This window comes from Streptomyces fulvoviolaceus, assembly GCF_000718165.1.
Lineage (GTDB): Bacteria > Actinomycetota > Actinomycetes > Streptomycetales > Streptomycetaceae > Streptomyces > Streptomyces fulvoviolaceus.
Window position 1 is genome coordinate 1 of record NZ_JOEY01000016.1, and the last position, 17,800, is coordinate 17,800.

Genomic DNA, 17,800 nt, shown 5'->3' on the forward strand with positions numbered 1-17,800 from the left:
CTGCACCCCCGTCCCCACCCCCGCCCACTCCACTCCCCGGGCGATACGCGTGCGAAGGAGCCCGCGATGAGCGACATGATCACCGCGGACCTGGTCGATCTCGACCTGTCCGCCGATACCAAGGAAGCGGCGGCGCGTGCCCTCGCCGAGCGCATGGTGGCCCTGGGCCGGGTGACCGACCTGGAGGGCTTCCTCGCCGACGTGGCCGCCCGCGAGGCACAGATGCCGACCGGCCTCGACGGCGGCATCGGTATCCCGCACTGCCGCAGCGAGCACGTCACCGAGCCGACGCTCGCCTTCGGGCGCAGCACCGCCGGCATCGACTTCGGCGCGGCCGACGGCCCCGCCGACCTGATCTTCCTGATCGCCGCGCCGGCCGGTGCGGACGATGCCCATCTGACGATCCTGTCGTCGCTGGCGCGGCAGCTCATGAACGCGGAGTTCACCGACGCGCTGCGGTCGGTGGGTGACGCGGAGGCCGCGGCGGCGCTGATCCGCGGGGACGAGGCGCCGGCGGCGGGCGAGGGCGCTTCCGAGGGCGCGGGTGGCGCGCAGAGCCCCTCCGAAGACTCCGTTGCGGCATCGGCGGCGGCCTCCGCCGATGCCGCAACGGCCAGTGCGGCGGCGGCGTCGGACGCGCCGTCCGCTTCCGATGAGCGCCCCTTCCGCATCGTCGCCGTCACGTCCTGTCCGACCGGCATCGCCCACACCTACATGGCGGCCGAGTCGCTGGAGAACGCGGGCCGCGAGGCGGGCGTCGAACTCGTCGTCGAGACGCAGGGGTCGGCCGGCTTCGACCGGCTCGACCCGGCCGTGATCGCGGACGCGGACGGCGTGATCTTCGCGCACGACGTGCCCGTACGGGACAAGGACCGCTTCGCCGGGAAGCCGACGGTCGACGTCGGCGTGAAGGCGGGCATCAACCGTCCCGGCGAGCTGATCACGGACGTGCGCGGGAAGGCGGCGCGCGGTGAGGTGACGGCGGGCGCCGCCGCGGGCGGCGGTACGCCGGTCGAGCGGGCCGGTGAGTCCGGCGACAACTACGGCACCAGGCTCCGCAAGTGGCTGATGACCGGCGTGAGTTACATGGTCCCGTTCGTCGCCGCGGGCGGTCTGCTGATCGCTCTCGGGTTCGCGATCGGCGGCTGGGAGATCACCAAGGCGCCCTCGGTCATGGAGCACTTCTCCTGGACCCAGGTCGACAGCTGGGGTGCCCTGCTGCTCCAGATCGGCCAGGTCGCCTTCGGCTTCCTCATCCCGGTCCTCGCCGGATACATCGCGTACGGCATGGCGGACCGCCCCGGTCTCGTTCCCGGCTTCGTCGGCGGCATGATCGCCTCCAACATCGCGGCCGGTTTCCTCGGCGGTCTGGCCGCCGGTCTGCTGGCGGGTGGCGTCGTCCTCGCGATCCAGCGGATCAAGATCCCACCGGTGCTGCGCGGCATCATGCCGGTGGTGGTGATCCCACTGATCTCCTCGATCGTCGTCGGCTTCCTGATGTTCGTCGTGATCGGCAAGCCCATCGCCGAGGCCCAGAAGGGCATGACGGACTGGCTCTCCGGCCTCTCCGGCACCAACGCCGTCCTGCTCGGCATCCTGCTCGGCCTGATGATGTGCTTCGACCTCGGCGGCCCGGTCAACAAGGTCGCGTACGCCTTCGCCACGGCCGGTATCGCAGTCCAGGACCCCAGCGACTCCGCGATGAAGATCATGGCCGCCGTGATGGCCGCGGGCATGGTCCCGCCGCTGGGCATGGCGCTGGCGACCACCGTCCGCAAGAAGCTCTTCACGCAGACCGAGCGCGAGAACGGCAAGGCCGCCTGGGTCCTGGGCGCCTCCTTCATCTCCGAGGGCGCGATCCCGTTCGCCGCGGCGGACCCGCTGCGCGTCATCCCGGCCTCGATGGCGGGCGGCGCGGTGACAGGCGCTCTGTCGATGGCCTTCGGAGCCACCCTGCGCGCCCCGCACGGCGGCATCTTCGTGGTCCCGCTGATCGGCAGCCCGTTCCTCTACCTGATCGCCATCGCGGTGGGCGTCTGCGTCACGACCGCACTGGTGGTCGTCCTGAAGAGCATGCGCAAGCCGGTGGCGGGGGCAGCGGCCACCGAAGCGCCGGAGGGCGCCGGCTCACCGAAGACCGAGCAGAAGCAGCCGGTCGCCGCGTAACCGAAGGGCACCTCGGGACAAGACGCTTCTTGTCCCTTTGGGTAGCTGTGAGTAGTTCACGGCACCTGCGAGATACGTCACGGTCCGGGACCAAAGTCCCGGACCGTGGTGTCTACTGGAGCGCATGCCTGAGCACGTCTCCGTCTACCAGTTGCTTGGTATGACCCTTCTCGCCCTGGTGACCGTCGCCTGGGCGATCGGTCTGGTCTTCATGCTGCGCCGCGGCCGCTTCGAGGCCGCGCTCCGGCGCACCGGCCACATCCTGCCCGCGCTCCCGTACCAGCGTCAGGTCGGCCCACGGGTGGAGTCCGTCGAACTGACCCCGGCGGAGGAGGACGCGTTCGCGGGGCTGGTACGACAGCTCAGCAGCGGTCGCTGACGCCGCCCGCCCGCTCCCTGCGGACCACTGGGGGCGTACGGCGTGATGCGTGCGGCGTGATGCGTGAGCCTCGCTCAGGAAACCCGCGCCGCGCGCCGCTCCATCGCATCCCGGGCCGCGTCCTCGCTCACGTACACCTCGCACATGTGCCGTCCGTCGGGCGTCGCCGTGTGCTCGACCTCCCAGAGGGAGACCTCCACGCCGTCGCGCAGCAGGAACGCGTGCTCGTACAGCGAGAAGCACAACCCGGCGCGGCCCGCCCGGCACGGGCGCCCGAAAGCCTGCGTGATCTGGTGCGCGCACGCCGTCGCCAGCAGCGCCGCCGTCTCCGCGTCCGGCCGGTCCGCGTTCTCCGCGCGGCGCAGAAGCCGGCGCGCGTGGTCCGCCGAGTCGTCCGGAACGTAGGCGTGCCGCGGGGCGTGCATCGGCGTCAGCTGCACCGTCACCGGCAGCTCGAAGTCCGGCGCGTCCGGCGGCAGCGGCAGCCGCGCGGTCGCGGCGCGCAGCTCCTCCTCGTCGACGTACACCTCGTGCTGCGGGACGCTGCCCCGCGCGGTGTTGTGGACGAGCTCCCACAGAGTGAGCGCCGAACCGTCGGCGAGCAGCCACGTGTGCCGGTACGTCTCGCGATGCAGCCCCGCGCTGTGGTGCGCGGAGTGCAGCGAACTGTCGTGCGCCAGTGCGCAGTCCAGTCGCCGTATCGTCTCGTCGGGCAGCTCGAAGGAGTTCAGGGCACGTCCGAGGAGTCGCGCGAGGTGCTCCTCCGGAGACTCGGGCGACTCGGGTGGTTCGTACGCTGCCGTCTCGTACGGAACGCTCAAGGTTTCTCCCGGCGTTGCTGCATGTCACCTTGTGGGTGCATACCGTAGCCCCTCGGTCGGACATCATGTCCGGGAACCGAGAAAACGTACGCCCGGAAAACTCCCGGGCCGCGCAGGAAGTTCCCACGCGACCCCATGATCCGTCAAAAGCCCCCGGTCAGAAGGGTCTTGCGGGGCCGGATTGAGCTGCGTCCATCTCAGACGGAACTTCCCGCAACCCACTCGTTCCATGCCAAGTTCCAGCCGTTCAACCCGTTGTCCGGCGACACCGTCTTGTCGGGGGAGTTCTTGACGATCACCACGTCCCCGAGGATCGAGTTGTCGTAGAACCACTTCGCCGGCGTGGCGCCCTGTCCGCCCTTCACGTCCTGAAGCCCCACGCAGCCGTGGCTGGTCCCCTGGCGGCCGAAGGGCGGGTTGCCCTTGTTGTACCAGTAGTTGCCGTGGATGAACGTCCCCGACTGCGTCAGCCGCATCGCGTCCGGCACGTCCTTGATGTCGTACGCGTTGGCGAGGTCGACCGTCCGGCTGTCCATGCGGATCTTCTTGTACTTCTCGGAGATCACCATCTGTCCGTTGTAGGTGGTGAACTCCGGGCTGCCCGTCGAGATCGGCACCGACTTGACGGTCTTGCCGTCCCGCACGACCTTCATGGTCTGTGTGTTCGCGTCCACCGTGGAGACCTGCGAGCGTCCGATGGCGAAGGTGACGGTCTTCTTCTGCACCCCGTAGACGCCGTTTGTGCCCTGCACGCCGTCCAGGTCGATCTTCATCGTGACCTTGGAGCCGGCCTTCCAGTACTCCTCGGGCCGGAAGTCGAGCCGCTGCGACCCGAACCAGTGCCCGACCACCTGCTGCCCGCTGCTCGACGTCACCGTGATGTGCGACTGCACGGCCTTCTTGTCGCTGATCACCTTGTCGAAGTTGAACGACACCGGCATCCCGACCCCGACGGTCGTTCCGCCGTCCGGTGTGTACGTCCCTATGAAGCTGTTCTGCGGAGTGACCGTCGTGAAGGTGGAGTTGGCGGCGGAGGTCTTGCCGTCCTCGTCCTTCGCGGTCGCCGATATCTCGTACTTCGTCCCGCGCTCCAGCTGTTCCTTCGGCTTCCAGCTGCCGCCGTTCGCGGATGTCGAGCCCGGCACCGCCTGGCCCGTCCCCGCCACCGTCATCTTCACGTCGGTCAGCGTGCCGTCACTGACCTGCACGCCGGTCGAGTTGATCGACGCGCCCGTCGAACCGTTCTTCGCCGAGATGACGATCTTCGCGACTGAGGTCTTGGCGGACTCCTTGCCGCCCTTGTCGTCGTTCTTGGCGTTCGCGTTGCCGCCGCACGCGGTGAGGGTGAGGGTGCCGACCATCAGGACGGCACAGGCCCCCAGTGCGCGCCGTGCTGCTATGTCCGGCGTCGTCACAGGCTGCTCCAGGTTCGGGTGATGTGGGTTGTCCGCTCCACTGCGTGGAGGAAGAGGGGGTCGCCCCCAGACCGGGTTCCCATCAACCGCCGTGAATGCCATCACGTGACATAACCGGGACAATCGCGGCGGGGAGCGCCCGCTCGCCCTGTGGGCCGGGCGCCCCGCGCACCCGTTCCCGAGTGAGCGCACCGGGGCGCCCGCGCCGCGATGCCTACACCGGGGCGCCCGCGCTCCCTGTCACCGGCTCCCGTACAACTCCTCGTACGACGGCCACGCCCCACCCGGCCCGTCCACCGGCTCGGCGGCGCGCACCGCCCGCACGATCGCGCGCGTCACCAGATCCGCGCCCGCGGCGAGGATGTCGTTCAGCGCGAGTGGGCGCTCCGCGTCGAGCGGGCGCGCTCCCGTGGCCAGCGCGAACACCGTGTCCCCGTCGTGGAGCAGGTGAACGGGCCGCACGGCGCGCGCGATGCCGTCGTGCGCCGTGCCGGCCAGCTTCTGCGCCTGCGCCTTCGACAGCTCCGCGTCGGTGGCCACCACCGCCAGTGTGGTGTTCAGCGGGGGCGGCGCATTCTTCGCCGAGCTCTCGGCGAGCCGGCGGCGCGCGCTCTCATGGACACGCGCCTCCGGGTAGTTCACGCGCCCCTGGAACAACTCGCCGTACAGAACGCCCGTCTCCGGATCCATCACCGACCCCACCGCGTTGGCCACCACCAGCGCGGCCACGGTGATCCCCGACTCGAGCACGGTGCTCGCGGTCCCGACCCCACCCTTCATCGGTCCGACCGCGGCTCCCGTCCCCGCGCCCACGCACCCTTCCCTCACCCGCGCGCCGATCTCACTCGCAGCGGCGGCCTCGACGGCGGCCCGACCGGTGGCCGCGTCCGGCCTGGCCCGGAAGTCGCCGCCCCGCCCCAGGTCGAAGACGCACGCCGCGGGCACGACCGGGACGACGTGCGCCGGGTCCGGTCCGACGGGCACTCCGCGCCCCTGCTCCTCCAGCCAGGCCATCACCCCGGAGGCCGCGTCGAGCCCGTACGCGCTGCCTCCGGTCAGCACGATCGCCTCGACCTTCTGCACCACGTTGCGCGGGTCGAGAGCGTCGGTCTCCTTGGTGCCGGGACCGCCGCCGCGCACATCCACGGCGGCGACGGCCCCGCCCTCGGGAGCGAGCACGACGGTGGTGCCGGTGAGCCAACCGTCGCCCGTGCGCGACGCGTGCCCCACGCGTACGCCGGTGACGTCCGTCAAAGCGTCGACTGTCATGGGACCAGTCTCGTCCAGTCATCGGCGCAGGCCAGGGAAAGGGAGCAGTCAGGCTTCCCGCGCCGCCGGCTCCTTGTGTTCACGGGCGGCCATGCGCGCGGTCAGCGTCGTTCCGGTCGCCACTGCCAGCGCCGTAACGATGCCTGCCGCGAACACCGCCCAGTCGCCCAGGAAGGTGCAGCAGATCACCAGCAACGCGGTCACCGGCAGCACCAGTTGCTGGGCGGTGCCCACCTTGAAGTGGCGGGAGTGCAGCGCCCAGACGGTGAGCAGGTAGAGAGCCGTCGGCAGGGTCACGGCAGCCGACGCGGCCAGTGTGGAGATGTGCGCCTTGCCCACGGACTGCTCGACGGCCACCTCCAGCCCCGCGCCGATCGCGGCGGCCGAGGCGAAGACGACGTAGTGGCCGTAACCCCACAGGAACGCCTGCTTGTTGGAGCGCAGATGGCCGTGGATGGGCACCACGAAGTAGATCCACCAGGCGGAGAAGATGATCAGCAGGCCGCCCGCGGCGATCGGCAGCAGCTCGCCCAGCGCGTCGTTCTCGTCGATGCCGGACTTCACGGCGACCGTGGCCGCGGCGATCGTCTCGCCGAGCACGATGATCGTGAACAGCCCGTACCGTTCGGCGATGTGATGCGGATGCCAGGAGGTGGGGTGGTCCTTCTCCGCATAGGGCGGCACGCACATCTCCAGCAGCGCCATCACCAGGAACACCCAGGGCCGCGCGCCCTCGGGCAGAACCACCAGCCCCAGCCAGCCGACCAGGCAGAGCAGCACGCCGCCGGCGTACCGCAGGGCCATCGTTCTCTCCGCGCCCTCGCTCGCACGCGCCACGCGCAGCCACTGCGCCGTCATCGCGAGCCGCATGATCACGTAGCCCAGCCAGACGGCCAGGAACTCGTGCTCCTCGAACGCCCGGGAGATCCCGGCGGCCAGCACCAGGACGCCGGCGATCTGGACCAGCGTGACGACGCGGTAGAGCGCGTCGTCGTTGTCGTACGCCGAAGCGAACCAGGTGAAGTTCATCCAGGCCCACCAGATGGCGAAGAAGACCATCGCGTAGTTGAGGATCCCCTCGCCCGTGTGCGCCTCGGCGACGGCGTGGACCAGGGCGATGCCCGCCTGGGCGATGGCCACCACGAAACACAGGTCGAAGAAGAGCTCGAGCGGTGAGGCGACCCGGTGCGCCTCGTCGCGGCCGCGGGCGGTGAGTCTGCGCAGAGGGCCGCGGCCGCCGGGCGCCTCGTGGGACGCAGGCGGGGGAGTTGAACTGGACGTCATGCGTCCAAGCACAGCAGATAAACCGCCGGAATTCTTGTGAACGGATTCACAAACGCGCGAGGGTGCGGCCACGGGCGGCGGCGCCACCGTCAGTGGGGAGAGCCGCTGCTGCAGCCCGTGTTCACCGGTGAGCTGCTGCACCGCTTCAAGCACGAACTCGGTCTGCACACCGCTCTGGACACTTCGGGCTTCCTCGGCGTCCGAGCCAACGACGCCCTGCTGCGCGGCACCGACCTGGTCCTGCTCGACATCAAGTCCTGGGACCGCGCCACCTACCGCGAGGTCACCCGCCGTCCGCTGGAGCCCACCCTCGACTTCGCCCGCAGGCTGGCCGACCTCGGCAAGGAGGTCCACGTCCGCTTCGTGCTCGTGCCCGGCCTCACCGACGACCCCGCCGACATCGAGGGCGTCGCCGCCTTCGCGGCCTCCCTCGGCAACGTCGGCCGTGTCGACGTCCTGCCCTTCCCCAAGCTGGGGGAGGCCAAGTGGCAGGCGCTCGGCCGGCCCTTCGCGCTCCGCGACACTCCCTGCCCCACGCCTGGGCAGATCGCCCAGGCCGGAAGCATCTTCGGGGCCCACGGCCGCCACGCCGTGTGAGTCCCCGGTACGGCCGTCAGGACGGCGGCCGTACTCTGGAGGCATGACCACCGCTCCCGACCCCGAGCCGCGCGAGCCGAAGCCCGCGCTGATCTTCGACGACCCACTGGACCAGCAGTCCTCGGACGACACGGACCGCGGGTGGGGCGAGCGGCCCGGCACCGAAAACGACAGTGCGGCCGACCTGAAGCGCTTCCTCGACGAGAAGCCGCCCCACCACATCTGAGTCGGCCGGTCCGCCCACCACCTCCGAGCCGGCCGCACTGCCGCCAGCCAGAGCCGGCGGACCGTGAGCGCTACTGCTCGTCGTGTCCCGACCCCCGCTGCGCGACCAGCGCGTCGCGGATCTCCTTGAGCACCTCCAGCTCGGTCACCTCGATGACCTCGTGCGTGCCCTCCTTCGCCTTCTGACGGGCCGCCTGCCGGGCCAGGTACTTCGACATCGGCAGGACCATCAGGAAGTAGACGACGGCCGCGGTGATCACGAAGGTCAGCGTCGCTCCGAGGACCGAGCCCCACAGGAGCTGAATGCCCTCGTCGCCCTGGCAGCTGTCGCTCAGGCACGAGCTGTAGCTGTCGAGGTTCTTGGTGCCGATCGCTCCGACGAGCGGGTTGATGAGTCCCTTCACCACCGCGTTGACGATGTTGGTGAAGGCGGCGCCGATGACCACCGCAACTGCCAGATCGACGACGTTCCCGCGCGTCAGGAAGGCCTTGAAGCCCTGCCAGACGCTCGGTTCCTTCTTCTCGCTCACTGCGGGGCCTCTTCTCGCATGCACAGGTTGTGGAACAAACAGCTCCGCAACCTACGTCAACGCGAGGCAACCATGTCCAATTGGGTAGCTCTAACGGGGGACTTGACAGGAAGTCACGCAACAGGCTGCCTGCACGGCTCAACACAGCGTCACCGCCAGCCGTGCCGTCGTGCTCGCGCCGGCGAGGCGTGCCGCGGTGGAGCGGGGCACCGACAGCACGACCAGTGCCCCACCCTCGGTCACGCCGTCCACCGGCTCCGGCACCTTGGTCACCCGCACCCCGCGCGCGACCACATGGGCGTCGCCGCCCGTCGCCGCATCCTCGGCGGCGATGACGTCGACGCGGTCTCCGGGCCGCAGCAGCCGGACCGTCGCCCCGTCGGCGATCCGCACCGGTGCCGACACCGTCTCGACGGCACGGTGCTTCCGTACGGGCTCGGCCACCGGATGCCCCCGCGCCCGGTCGGTGTCCTGCGGGCCCGCCGCCACGAGCGCGGCAGCGGTGATGGCCAGGCCGGCCGCCACGGCCCGCCTCCGGTGCCGTACGAGCCGCCGTAGTTGATACCGTCCACCGCGCACGCGCACCGGCGCGAAATGCGGGACTTCGCACGTAGGGGGAGCATCCGCGCCGGGTGGGCGCGGAGAGAGGGGAGAGGGAGACGGAGCGAACGACACGAGAACCACCACCTGTGACGAGAGATCGGCTTGCGATGCCACGATGAGGCTTCGCACCGATTCCCGCTGAGGCCGGTGGACTACCGACGGGTTGTGGACAACTCCCTCACCCGAACGGGAAGTTCCGCACTCGAGCCCGCCCTCGGTTCCGCTACGGCAGCTCGAACCCCGGATCCATCCCGCCCAGCGCGCTCGTGCACAGGCAGTCCCGTTCCTGGTTCGCCGGCAGCGCGGCCACCGCGTCGAACAGCACGCCCCGCAGCCGGTCCACGTTCGCCGCGAAGACCTGCAGCACCTCGTCGTGAGAGACGCCCTCGCCGGTCTCCGCGCCCGCGTCGAGGTCGGTGACCAGCGTCAACGACGTGTAGCAGAGCTCGAGTTCACGGGCGAGCACCGCCTCGGGATGGCCGGTCATGCCCACCACCGACCAGCCCTGAGCCCGGTGCCACAACGATTCGGCACGGGTCGAGAACCGCGGTCCCTCGACCACGACCAGCGTGCCGCCGTCCACTACCTCCCAGTCCCGCCCGCGCGCCGCCTTCAGTGCGACCGCCCGTCCGACGGGGCAGTACGGGTCGGCGAGGGACACATGCACCACGTTCGGCACGGTGCCGCCGGGCAGCGGCAGCCCGTCGAAGTACGTCCCCACCCGGGACTTCGTACGGTCGACCAACTGGTCCGGCACGAGCAGCGTGCCCGGCCCGTACTCGGGGCGCAGGCCGCCCACGGCGCACGGGCCGAGGACCTGGCGCGCCCCGACCGATCGCAGTGCCCACAGGTTGGCCCGATAGTTGATCCGGTGCGGCGGCAGATGGTGGCCGCGTCCGTGCCGGGGCAGGAAGGCGACCCGCCGGCCGGCGATCTCGCCGAGGAAGAGGGAGTCGCTGGGCGGCCCGTACGGGGTGTCCACCTGGATCTCGGTCACGTCGTCGAGGAACGAGTAGAAGCCGGAGCCGCCGATTACGCCGATCTCTGCGTTCGCCATGACGAGCACATTAACCGGCGTCGACAGCACCCGGCGCCCGGGCCCGGAAACGCCGAAGACCCTGCCGTCCTACGACGGCAGGGTCCCGTGAGGCCTGTCTTGCGCGCCGGTCTTACGCGGCGGAGCTGTTGCTCGAAGAGGTGCCCGTGCTCGACGACTTGGAGTCCGAGGAGGACTTCGAGTCGGAAGACGACTTCGAGTCCGAGGACGAAGAGGACGTCGACGACTTCGAGGACGACGCCGGCGAGCTGCTCGACGAGGAGCCACGGCTGTCGTTGCGGTAGAAGCCGGAGCCCTTGAAGACAATGCCGACCGCGGAGAACACCTTCTTCAGGCGGCCAGCGCAGCTGGGGCACTCGGTCAGGGCGTCGTCGGTGAACTTCTGCACCGCCTCGAGGCCCTCGCCGCACTCGGTGCACTGGTACTGGTAGGTCGGCACTTGTCTTCCTCCTGGCACTCTCACTCAATGAGTGCTAACGAGCGTCCATAGTGACGTATTCCCGAGGATCAGTCCACTGCCACCGGCACGCGGTGACCGACGCCACGTGCGACGGTACGGCTGCGGGGCCGTCCCGCGAGCCGTGACCGCAGCGCCAGCAGGGTCCCCAGGGCGAGCAGAGTGCCGCCCATCGGCACCAGGAATCCGGCACCGCCCCAGAAGCGGTCCTCCAGTTGTCCGGCGACCGTCACGGCGGCCGCCTGACCCAGTGCGACCGCGCCGGTCAGCCAGGTGAAGGCCTCGGTGCGGGCGCCGGCCGGGACCAGGTCCTCGACCAGGGTGTAGCCGGTGATCAGGGCGGGCGCGATGCACATGCCGACGAGGAGGCCGAGTCCGGCCAGGACGAGCACCGAGTGCGCGGCCCACAGGCCGGAGGCCGTCAGCGCGAGGGCGGCGTAGCCGACAACGAGGCGCCGCTGCGGGGCCACCTTCCACGCGATGGCACCACAGGCGAGACCGGAGAGCATGTTGCCCGCCGCGAAGACGCCGTACAGGACACCGTTCAGGCCCGGTTCGCCGATCGACTCCGTGAACGCGGCCAGCGAGACCTGCATGCCGCCGAAGACGGAACCGATGCCCAGGAAGGCCACGATCAGGACGCGCACTCCGGGGATGCGCAGCGCTGAACCGTGCTCCACGCGCGCGTGCCCGGCGGCGGTGACAAGCGGCTGAGTGCTCTTCTGCGCGGCGAACAGCAGGCCGCCCGCCAGCGTCAGCGACGCCTCCGTCAGCAGGCCCGCGGCCGGGTGGACGGTCGTGCACAGCGCGGTGGCCAGCAGCGGGCCGAAGACGAAGGTCAGCTCGTCCGTGACGGACTCGAAGGCCGCCGCGGTGGTCATCAGCGGCGAGCCCTGGAGCTTCACGCCCCAGCGGGCGCGCACCATGGGCCCGACCTGCGGCACGGAGGCGCCCGTGGGCACGGCCGCCACGAACAGCGCCCACAGGGGCGCGTGCGAGAGCGCGAGCGCCGTCAGGGTCACGACGGACGCCGAGTGCACCAGCACGCCGGGAAGCAGGACGGCGCGCTGCCCGTAGCGGTCCGCGAGGCGGCCGGTGAAGGGCGCGAACAGCGCCATGGAGACGCCCGTGACGGCCGCGGCGGCGCCCGCCGCGCCGTACGAGCCGGTGGTGTGCTGCACGAGCAGCACGATGGAGATGGTGAGCATCGCGAACGGCTGGCGCGCCGCGAAGCCGGGGAGGAGGAATGTCCAGGCGCCGCGTGTACGCAGCAGTTGCCCGTATCCAGGGCGGGAAGCGACCGTGGATGCCACGGCCCGTGCCTTTCTGCCGCCTGGTAGCGCGGCCCCTTTTCTTGGGCGTCGGCGCCGAGAGCTGTCCTCTTGCGCGGACTGCGGTAGATGCCGGAGCCCACTGCGGAGCGCTTCTCGGCCGCCATACGGTCGCGCCAGCACTGCATCAGGCAGAGTTGGTTCGATCAGAATGCGCCTTCATCGTACAGGGAGTAACGCGCGGTGTGCCTGTGAAAACGAGCACCACGCGCGCGTTCACCTGTGATTGGCGCAGGTGTGAACCGTATGAAACATGTCCTTAATGGTCGGCGTGGCCGTTACCCGTCCCGAGCCACCCCGCGAGCTTGCCGCCGTGACCCACTGCGCGCAGCCGCCGCTCCGCCGCGTCCCGGACCGGGTCCGTGGCGACCACGAGCAGTTCGTCGCCGCGCCGCAGCACCGTCGTCGGCAGCGGAACGAACGATTTTCCCTCGCGTACGACGAGAGTGACGGCGGCCCCGGCCGGCAGCCGCAGCTCGTTCACCTCGACGCCGTGCATCTTCGACCCCTCGGGGATCGCGACGGACAGCAGGTGTCCGCGCAGCCGCTCCAGGGGTGCTGACTCGATGCCGAGATCGGCGGCCTCGGCATCCCCGCCCAGGCGCAGCTTGCGGGCCAGCCAGGGCAGCGTCGGCCCCTGGACCAGGGTGTAGACGACGACCAGGACGAAGACGATGTTGAAGATCCGGCGACTGGCCTCGACGCCCTGCACCATCGGGATCGTCGCCAGGATGATGGGCACGGCGCCGCGCAGCCCGGCCCAGGACATGAGTGTCTGCTCCTGCCACGACACCCGGAACGGCGTCAGGCACAGCACGACGCTCAGCGGGCGGGCCACCATCGTCAGCACCAGCCCGATGACGAGCGCGGGCCATACGTCGTCACCGAGCTCGTGCGGGGTGACCAGCAGGCCGAGCAGGACGAACATGCCGATCTGGGCGATCCAGCCGAGCCCGTCCGCGAACCCGCGCGTGGCGGGCCAGTGCGGCAGCTTCGCGTTGCCCATCACCATCGAGGCGAGGTAGACGCCGAGGAAGCCGCTGCCGTGCGCCAGCGCACCCCCCGCGTACGCCGTCACCGCGATCGCCATGACCGCGATCGGGTAGAGGCCGGAGGCGGGCAGCGCCACGTGCCTGAGGCCCCAGGAGCCCAGCCAGCCGACCGCGAGGCCGATGGCGGCGCCGATGGTCAGCTCCAGAGCTATCTCGGCGATCAGCATGTACCAGTGCTCGACCGGGCCCGCCGTGGAGAAGGCGACGACGAGGATGACCACCGGGGCGTCGTTGAAGCCGGACTCGGCCTCCAGCGTGCCCGTCACGCGCGCGGGGAGGGGGATCTTCCGGAGCACCGAGAAGACCGCCGCCGCATCCGTCGAGGACACGACCGCCCCGATGATGAGCGCCTGACGCCACTCCAGCCCGATCAGGTAGTGCGCGGCCGTCGCCGTGACCCCGACACTCACCGCGACCCCGGCCAGCGCCAGCGCGGTGGCGGCGGGCAGGGCCGGTTTGATCTCCTTCCACTTCGTGCCCAGACCGCCCTCGGCCAGGATCACGACCAGGGCCGCGTATCCGATGACCTGGGTCAGTTCGGCGTTGTCGAAGTGGATGTCGCCGATGCCGTCCTGGCCCATGGCGACGCCGATCCCCAGGTAGACGAGCAGGCTGGGGAGCCCGCTGCGCGAGGAGATCCGGACCGCTGCCACGGCGACGAGCAGGACGAGCGAGCAGACGAGCAGGAGCTGGTTGAGATGGTGGACAGTCAGCGGCCGTTCCCTTCCCTGGCTCACGCACATCACGCGCGCGTGAGCTCACGTACATAGGACACGAAGTGGGGGCGCTCCGTATCCAAGTACTTCGTTACCTTACCTAACTCTTGACGATTTCTTGACGCTTCTCGGGGCAAGATCGAACGCTCGTCCGCGCTGGTTCCCGACTCCGCGTCAAGTGGCCACAGGCCCTGCGCCTATGGTTGCTCCAGCGTTCAGTCAAAAGCACAGCCCGCCCTGCCGCTCGCGTTAGGACAGCAAGGACAGCGATGCCCCCCACCACCACCGCCTCTTCGGGTCAGCAGCCCGGCAAGTCCGGCAGGAAGAAGGGGCGCAAGGCCCGTCTGATCGTTCTCGTCCTTGTACTGGCCATCATCGGGGGCGTCGCCTACGGGGCGTACTGGAGCATCAGCACCGTCCGCGCGTCCTTCCCGCAGACCAAGGGCTCGATCACGCTGGAGGGCCTCTCGGGCCCCGTCGACGTCAAGCGCGACAGCTATGGCATCCCGCAGATCTACGCCTCCTCCGACGCGGACCTGTTCATGGCGCAGGGCTACGTCCAGGCGCAGGACCGGTTCTACGAGATGGACGTGCGCCGTCACATGACCTCCGGGCGCCTGTCGGAGATGTTCGGCAAGGGCCAGGTCGACAACGACGAGTTCCTGCGCACCCTGGGCTGGGACCGGGTCGCGAAGGAGGAGTACGACAAGACGCTGTCGGCCTCCACGAAGAAGTACCTCCAGGCGTACGCCAAGGGAGTCAATGCCTACCTCCAGGGCAAGGACGGCAAGGAGATCTCCCTGGAGTACGCGGCCCTCGGCTTCGAGAACGACTACAAGCCCGAGCAGTGGACCCCGGTCGACTCGGTCTCCTGGCTGAAGGCGATGGCCTGGGACCTGCGCGGCAACATGCAGGACGAGATCGACCGCGCCCTGATGACCAGCCGCCTCGGCCCCCAGCAGATCAAGGACCTGTACCCGGACTACCCGTACAGCCGGAACCAGACGATCGTCCAGGAGGGCCAGTACAACGAGCTCACCCAGACGTTCGAGCAGAACGGCAGCACGTCGGACAGCGGCACGTCCACCAGCGGCTCCACGACGGGCACCACGGGCACGTCGTCCTCGACCTCGACGTCGGCCACCTCGGCCCTGCAGAGCCAGCTCTCGGGCCTCTACAACGTCCTGGACGACGTCCCCACGGCCGTCGGCGTGAACGGCAACGGCATCGGCTCCAACTCCTGGGTCGTCGCGGGCTCGCACACCATCACCGGCAAGCCGCTGCTGGCCAACGACCCGCACCTGTCGGCCTCACTGCCGTCCGTCTGGTACCAGATGGGCCTGCACTGCCGCACCGTCTCCAGCAAGTGCCAGTACGACGTCACCGGCTACACCTTCGCGGGCATGCCCGGCGTGGTCATCGGACACAACGCGGACATCGCCTGGGGCATGACCAACTCCGGCGTCGACGTCACCGACCTCTACCTGGAGAAGCTCACCGGCGACGGCTACCTGTACGACGGCAAGGTGAAGCCCTTCACCACGCGCGAGGAGACCATCAAGGTCGCCGGCGGCAAGTCCAAGAAGATCGTCGTCCGGGAGACCAACAACGGGCCTCTGCTGTCCGACCGCAACGACGAACTCGTGAAGGTCGGCAAGAAGGCCGAGGTCAACAACGCCGCGCCCGACCGCGGCAACGGCTACGGCGTCGCCCTGCGCTGGACCGCCCTGGACCCGGGCACCTCCATGGACGCCGTCTTCGCGATGGACAAGGCGGCCGACTGGACCGAGTTCCGCGCGGCGGCCGCGCTGTTCGACGTGCCCTCGCAGAACCTCACCTACGCCGACAGCACGAACATCGGCTACACGCTGCCCGGGCGCATCCCGGTGCGCGCGAAGGGCGACGACGGCTCGATCCCGGCGCCGGGCTGGGACTCCAAGTACAGCTGGACCGGCGAGTACATCAAGCAGGACGAGCTGCCGTACGAGTACAACCCGGAGCGTGGCTACATCGTCACCGCCAACCAGGCCGTGATCGACAAGGACAAGTACCCCTACACGCTCACCACGGACTGGGGCTACGGCACCCGCAGCCAGCGCATCACCGACCTGATCGAGCAGAAGATCAAGGGCGGCGGCAAGATCTCCACCGACGACATGCGCCAGATGCAGCTGGACAACAACAGCGCGATCGCCAGCCTGCTCGTGCCCATGCTGCTGAAGATCGACGTCGGCGACAAGGACGTCCGCGAGGCGCAGGAGCTGCTGGAGGGCTGGGACTACACCCAGGACGCCGACTCGGCGGCGGCCGCGTACTTCAACTCGGTCTGGCGCAACATCCTCAAGCTCGCCTTCGGCAACAAGCTGCCCAAGGAGCTGCGGGTCAAGGGCCAGTGCCTGTGGGTCGACCCGGCCGACAGCACCGGGCCGGTCGACGACACCCAGAAGGTGCGCGAGTGCGGCGAGCGCGACGCCGACCAGGCGCAGCCCGACGGCGGCGACCGCTGGTTCCAGGTGGTCCGCAACCTGCTCGAGGACGAGAACAGCGACTGGTGGAAGACGCCCTCCTCGGGCACCCGCCCCGGCGCCGACAACCGCGACGAACTGTTCAAGCGCGCCATGATCGACGCCCGCTGGGAACTGACCGCCAAGCTCGGCAAGGACATCGACACCTGGAGCTGGGGCCGGCTGCACCGCCTGTTCCTGAAGAACCAGACCCTGGGCACCGACGGCCCCGGCTACCTGCAGTACATGCTCAACCGTGGCCCCTGGAAGCTCAGCGGCGGCGAGGCGACGGTCAACGCCACCGGGTGGAACGCCGCCGGCGGCTACGGCGTCGTCTGGGTGCCGTCGATGCGCATGGTGGTCAACCTCGGCGACATCGACAAATCGAAGTGGATCAACCTCACCGGCGCCTCCGGGCACGCCTTCAGCGCCCACTACACCGACCAGACGAGCAAGTGGGCCGACGGCGAACTGCTGGACTGGTCCTTCTCGGACGACGCGGTCGACAAGAGCACGAGCGACACACTGGTGCTGAAGCCGTGAGCCGCTGAAGCGAAGCTCGCCGAAAGGGTCCTCCACACGCGTGTGGAGGACCCTTTCGCATGCGGAGGCGTGGTGCGCGCAGAGGCGCGCGAGACATCTGTAATGCGCCCCCTGGATGTCGAGGGGAGCGCTGCTCAGGAGTCGGCGCGAAAACGGCGCACGCCCGATGGCGTCACCACCGCGTGCACCGGTCGGTCATGCGCCTCCTCCGGGACGTGCTGGACGACCTCGTAGTCGTACAGGAGCACCACCAGCGCGGGGTGTGCGCCCGCGCGCTCCAGGCGCGCGAGAACACGGTCGTACGACCCCCCGCCGCGCCCCAGGCGCATCCCGCGCGCGTCCACCGCCAGCCCGGGCAGCAGCACGACGTCGGCGGCGGTCACGGCGTCCGGGCCGAGGCGCTCCCCGGCGGGCTCGAAGAGGGCCATTTTTCCGCCGTGTTGGATGCGTGTGAGGGAGCCTTCTCCGGCGTACGCGCCCCAGTCCAGGTCGTTGTCCGGCAGGAGCGCCGGGAGCAGGACGTGCACGCCCCGCGCGCGCAGCGCGTCCAGCAGCGCCGGCGTGCCGGGCTCGCTCCCCACGGAGACGTACGCCGCCACCGTGCGCGCACGCGCCAGCTCGGGCAGCTCGAGCGCCCGCTCGGACAGCGCGGCCGCCGCTTCCCGCACGTCATCGGCCGTCAACCTGTTCCTCACCGCGAGGAACTCTCGCCGCAACATTCGCTTGTCAGGCTCGGCGGGACGTCCGACGTGACTCAAAGTCTGCACCCGTACCCCTTCAATGCGCTCATATCAGAGCTTATTAACCGGAGCCTCAGATTCACTGCAAAGGCACCGGATAAGGTTGCGGAC

At 69.7% G+C, this 17,800-nt stretch carries 15 protein-coding genes and 1 pseudogene; 5 read left to right on the plus strand and 11 right to left on the minus strand.

Annotated elements, in window-relative coordinates; genetic code table 11:
• The first annotated feature begins 66 nt into the window (after nucleotides 1-66).
• Together IG08_RS0118260 and IG08_RS0118265 are read left to right on the plus strand one after the other, a co-directional pair.
• Nucleotides 67-2,166 (plus strand): PTS fructose transporter subunit IIABC, encoded by a 2,100-nt coding sequence (locus IG08_RS0118260; protein WP_030603098.1) that lies wholly within the window; start codon nucleotides 67-69, stop codon nucleotides 2,164-2,166.
• A gap of 124 nt (nucleotides 2,167-2,290) precedes the next feature.
• Complete coding sequence (locus IG08_RS0118265) at nucleotides 2,291-2,545, plus strand: hypothetical protein (RefSeq protein ID WP_030603103.1); 255 nt, start codon at nucleotides 2,291-2,293, stop codon at nucleotides 2,543-2,545.
• Between the two features lie 74 nt (nucleotides 2,546-2,619).
• Here IG08_RS0118265 and IG08_RS0118270 read toward each other — a convergent pair whose 3' ends face one another.
• The 4 genes from IG08_RS0118270 to IG08_RS0118285 form a co-directional block, all read right to left on the minus strand.
• On the minus strand, nucleotides 2,620-3,366 hold the full coding sequence (locus tag IG08_RS0118270) for a DUF6227 family protein (RefSeq protein ID WP_030603105.1): 747 nt from the start codon (nucleotides 3,364-3,366) through the stop codon (nucleotides 2,620-2,622).
• Between the two features lie 197 nt (nucleotides 3,367-3,563).
• Nucleotides 3,564-4,781 carry a L,D-transpeptidase gene (locus IG08_RS0118275; RefSeq protein ID WP_030603108.1) on the minus strand — a complete coding sequence of 406 codons (1,218 nt, stop codon included), beginning with the start codon at nucleotides 4,779-4,781 and terminating at the stop codon, nucleotides 3,564-3,566.
• A 240-nt stretch (nucleotides 4,782-5,021) separates the two neighbouring features.
• The gene (locus IG08_RS0118280; RefSeq protein WP_030603111.1) at nucleotides 5,022-6,050 is read right to left on the minus strand and encodes a P1 family peptidase; all 1,029 of its coding nucleotides are present in this window, start codon (nucleotides 6,048-6,050) and stop codon (nucleotides 5,022-5,024) included.
• Nucleotides 6,051-6,098: 48 nt separating this feature from the next.
• Nucleotides 6,099-7,334, minus strand: a complete 1,236-nt coding sequence (locus IG08_RS0118285; RefSeq protein ID WP_043454646.1) for a low temperature requirement protein A — start codon at nucleotides 7,332-7,334, stop codon at nucleotides 6,099-6,101.
• Between the two features lie 64 nt (nucleotides 7,335-7,398).
• Here IG08_RS0118285 and IG08_RS54265 point away from each other — a divergent pair.
• Both IG08_RS54265 and IG08_RS0118295 read left to right on the plus strand, forming a co-directional pair.
• Nucleotides 7,399-7,931 (plus strand): annotated as a pseudogene (locus tag IG08_RS54265) (radical SAM protein); the annotation flags it as partial.
• A 43-nt stretch (nucleotides 7,932-7,974) separates the two neighbouring features.
• The gene (locus IG08_RS0118295; protein ID WP_030603116.1) at nucleotides 7,975-8,157 is read left to right on the plus strand and encodes a hypothetical protein; all 183 of its coding nucleotides are present in this window, start codon (nucleotides 7,975-7,977) and stop codon (nucleotides 8,155-8,157) included.
• Between the two features lie 70 nt (nucleotides 8,158-8,227).
• Here the strand turns inward: IG08_RS0118295 and mscL are convergent, their stop codons facing one another.
• The 6 genes from mscL to IG08_RS0118325 all read right to left on the minus strand — a co-directional run bounded on the left by mscL (nucleotide 8,228) and on the right by IG08_RS0118325 (nucleotide 13,929).
• Nucleotides 8,228-8,686 (minus strand): large conductance mechanosensitive channel protein MscL, encoded by a 459-nt coding sequence (gene mscL / locus IG08_RS0118300; protein WP_030603119.1) that lies wholly within the window; start codon nucleotides 8,684-8,686, stop codon nucleotides 8,228-8,230.
• Between the two features lie 138 nt (nucleotides 8,687-8,824).
• Nucleotides 8,825-9,361 (minus strand): CpaB family protein, encoded by a 537-nt coding sequence (locus IG08_RS0118305; protein WP_030603122.1) that lies wholly within the window; start codon nucleotides 9,359-9,361, stop codon nucleotides 8,825-8,827.
• Between the two features lie 151 nt (nucleotides 9,362-9,512).
• Complete coding sequence (locus tag IG08_RS0118310) at nucleotides 9,513-10,346, minus strand: S-methyl-5'-thioadenosine phosphorylase (RefSeq protein WP_030603124.1); 834 nt, start codon at nucleotides 10,344-10,346, stop codon at nucleotides 9,513-9,515.
• Between the two features lie 112 nt (nucleotides 10,347-10,458).
• Nucleotides 10,459-10,785, minus strand: a complete 327-nt coding sequence (locus tag IG08_RS0118315; protein ID WP_030603132.1) for an FmdB family zinc ribbon protein — start codon at nucleotides 10,783-10,785, stop codon at nucleotides 10,459-10,461.
• A 68-nt stretch (nucleotides 10,786-10,853) separates the two neighbouring features.
• Nucleotides 10,854-12,116, minus strand: a complete 1,263-nt coding sequence (locus IG08_RS0118320; protein ID WP_030603136.1) for an MFS transporter — start codon at nucleotides 12,114-12,116, stop codon at nucleotides 10,854-10,856.
• Between the two features lie 277 nt (nucleotides 12,117-12,393).
• Entirely contained in the window at nucleotides 12,394-13,929 is a 1,536-nt protein-coding gene (locus IG08_RS0118325; RefSeq protein ID WP_030603138.1) for a potassium/proton antiporter, read from the minus strand.
• Between the two features lie 242 nt (nucleotides 13,930-14,171).
• Here IG08_RS0118325 and IG08_RS0118330 point away from each other — a divergent pair, with 242 nt between their 5' ends.
• The gene (locus IG08_RS0118330; protein ID WP_030603142.1) at nucleotides 14,172-16,949 is read left to right on the plus strand and encodes a penicillin acylase family protein; all 2,778 of its coding nucleotides are present in this window, start codon (nucleotides 14,172-14,174) and stop codon (nucleotides 16,947-16,949) included.
• 134 nt (nucleotides 16,950-17,083) lie between these two features.
• Here the strand turns inward: IG08_RS0118330 and IG08_RS0118335 are convergent, their stop codons facing one another.
• Nucleotides 17,084-17,668, minus strand: coding sequence for a 5-formyltetrahydrofolate cyclo-ligase (locus IG08_RS0118335; RefSeq protein ID WP_106980964.1), 585 nt, complete (start codon nucleotides 17,666-17,668; stop codon nucleotides 17,084-17,086).
• Between the last annotated feature and the right edge of the window lie 132 nt (nucleotides 17,669-17,800).